The 2,872-nt window shown below is 68.1% G+C and carries 3 protein-coding genes; all 3 read right to left on the bottom strand.

Annotation, left to right across the window (positions count from 1 at the left end; translation table 11 throughout):
- The coding region (locus SY1_RS00390; RefSeq protein WP_208872468.1) for a complex I subunit 5 family protein at window positions 1-1,147 on the bottom strand (1,147 nt) is incomplete at its 3' end.
- Window positions 1,144-2,634: a proton-conducting transporter transmembrane domain-containing protein gene (locus SY1_RS00395; RefSeq protein ID WP_015555806.1), complete on the bottom strand. Its 1,491-nt coding sequence runs from the start codon at window positions 2,632-2,634 to the stop codon at window positions 1,144-1,146. The genes SY1_RS00395 and SY1_RS00390, both read right to left, overlap by 4 nt.
- Window positions 2,635-2,642: 8 nt before the next feature.
- Window positions 2,643-2,872: hypothetical protein (locus tag SY1_RS00400; RefSeq protein WP_208872469.1), on the bottom strand; the 230-nt coding region annotated here is incomplete at its 5' end.

Genomic DNA, 2,872 nt, shown 5'->3' on the forward strand with positions numbered 1-2,872 from the left:
GGGCCCCCATGGAGAAGGCGAAGCAGAACAGCGGCTTGCCGCGGCCGAACCCCTGAACGTCGTTCAGGTCCAGCGCTCCGGTGTTCATGTGGACGACGCCGGCGGACAGGAAGAGCACCAGTTTGACCAGCGAGTGCCCGACCATGTAGAGCGCGACCCCGCGCGCAGCCAGGTCATTCTCCGGCCCCAGGAAGCCCAGCATGGCGACACCCGTCAGAATGAAGCCGAGCTGTGACATGGAGGAGCAGGCCAGAGTCCTCTTGAGGTTGACGGAGAAGACGCCCAGAACCGCTCCCAGGACCATCGTCACGAGGGCTGGCAGCAGCAGGATCAGGGCCCAGGTCGGGTCGTGGCGGAACAGGGTGGCGCTGAGCATCAGGATGCCGAAGACCCCCGTCTTAGTCAGGAGGCCGGAGAGCAGCGCGCTGGAGGGCGCGGGGGCTGCGGCGTGAGCGGTGGGCAGCCACACGTGCAGCGGGAAGATTGCCGCCTTGGCCGCGAAGCCGACGAGCATCAGGAGCCCCGGCCCCAGGAGGTCCTCCGCCCGAGCCTTCAGGGCGGCGGGGGACAGCGAGTCCAGGGCCAGCGTGCCGAGCTCCCGGTAGAGCAGGGTTAGGCCCAGGAGCGTCGCCATGCCGCCGATGATGGTGACGGCCAGGTAGGTCTGGGCTGCGCGGGCCGCCTCCGGCGTCTCATCCTGCGCCACCATGACGTAGGAGGAGAGGGACATCATCTCGAAGAACACGAAGGTGGTGAAGAGGTCTGCCGAGAGGAAGACGCCCATCATGGCGCCCTGGGTGATGAGGACGAAGAGGTGGTAGCGCCTGCAGTTTTTGTGGTGCGTCAGGTACTCGCTGGAGAAGATTGAGGCCACGGCCCACATGAACGCAGTGAGCACCGCGTAGATCAGGCGAAAGCCGTCGAGCTTCAGGGACAGGCCCAGCCCACAGACCCCCTTCAGGGTGAAGGAGGCGTCCGCAAGGCCGCGGCAGAAGCAGACGGCGGCCAGCTCGATCAGCGTGACGGCCCAGACGGCGCAGTCCAATACACGCCTGTCGGAGCGCCCGATGGCGAAGGCGAGCGCACCTCCTGCTGCGGGCCACAGCACGAGGAGGGGAAGCATGTAGCTGCCGCTTGTGGACGTCATGGGATCGCCTCCGGCAGGGTGCCGGGCACGGCCCGTTCAAAGAAGCCGAGGACGGGGTCGGCCCAGAGGCCAAGGAGCAGCGCACTGGCGGCCAGTAGCCCGATGGGGATGAGCATGGCGGGACCTGGATCCGTGATGCCGTAGTTGGCGGCGCGGAGGTTGAAGCCCCTCCCCGGCATGACGGCGACGCAGAGGACCTGCAGGACGTAAAACGTCGTGAGGAGGGCAGAGGTCAGCATGGCCGCCAGCCCGAAGAACCCGATCGGGGAGGAGGCTCCTGCAGAGGCGGCGGCGATGCCGAGCCGCCACTTCGCGATGAAGCCCGCCATGGGGGGCAGGCCGACGAGCGCCAGGGCCGACAGGAGAAAGGCCAGAAACGTCGCCGGCATCCCAAAACCCCAGCCGCGCATGTCGAATAGGAACCTCCGCCCCGACTGGCACAGGATGGCGCCGGCGCAGAAGTAGAGGTTTGCCTTGATCAGGGCGTGGGCGGCCATCTGCGTCATGCCGGCGGACAATCCGGAGGGGGTCAGAAGCAGCGTGCCCAACAGGACGTAGGCCAGTTGTCCGATGGTGGACCAGGCCAGGCGCAGTTTGAGCCGTTGGGAGGACAGGGCCATGCACGCCCCGTAGACCGTCGTAACGCAGGCCAGGGCGAAGGCCGCCAGGTGAGCCCAACTGCCGTTCAGGGCGTCGGGGCCGAAGACGTACCACGTGAGGCGGATGATGGCGAAGACGCCCGCGTTCGCCACCGCGACGGCGTTGAGGAGTGCGGAGGCGGGCGCCGGGGCCTCGGCAGAGGCGACGGGCCAACCGCGCAGCGGGAGGACGGCGGTCTCCAGTCCGAATCCGAGGAACCCCAGGAGGTAGATGAGGTACAGCAGGTCCGGCTTCCTCAGCGCGTCGGCAGGAAGGCAGCCTCCGGGCACGAAGTCCACGTTTCCGATGAAGGCCGTGGCGAAGGCCAGGGAGAGCAGGGTGCAGAAGACGCCCCAGCCCAGGGGGAGGGAGAACGCCACCTCGGCGATGCGCTGCCCTTCGCGCCTCGTGATGGGCAGGACGGCCAGGATCAGGAGCTGGCAGAACAGGCAGAGCGTCGTCAGGTTCGCCGCCAGGGCCACGCCCGCGGCCGCGCCGTAGGCCAGGGCGAAGCAGACGAAGAAGGGTTTGTCCCGATGCGGAGTGCGGCTCATGTAGCCGAGGCCGTAGAGGGCGACGAAGGGACAGAGACACGCCAACAGTGCGGCGAAGGCCGCTCCCGCCCCGTCAAGGCGGAGGGCCAGGGAGAGGTCGTGCGAGAGACGGAGCAGCGTCAGCGTTCCCACGGGGGGCCGGGCTGCAAGGTACAGGAGGAGGGCGCTGTTCGACAGGACGGCGCCCCCGGCGAAAGCGCAGAAGCCCGTGCGGCCTTTGAAGCGTCGGAGCGGCAGCGCCGCGGCGGCCAGTGCGGGGAGGAGGATGGGGAGGAGCAGGACTCTGTCGTCCATGGCGGGCCTCAGAGGATCGCTTCTGCGATGTCGTCGAAGCAGCGGACGAGGGGGCCGGACAGGACGCCCGTGAGGAGGGAGCCGGCGCTCAGCAGGTACTGGGGCAGGCGCATGTTGATGGACATGTGGACGGGCTGGAGGTGGCTGTCGTCGAACTTCGCGCCTGGGAAGAAGGCGTCCGTGACGATGGGCATGAGGTAGCCCGCGGTGAGGATGGCGCTGATGAGCAGGACGACGA

The sequence above is a fragment of the Fretibacterium fastidiosum genome, from assembly GCF_000210715.1.
In the GTDB taxonomy this organism is placed as follows: domain Bacteria; phylum Synergistota; class Synergistia; order Synergistales; family Aminobacteriaceae; genus Fretibacterium; species Fretibacterium fastidiosum.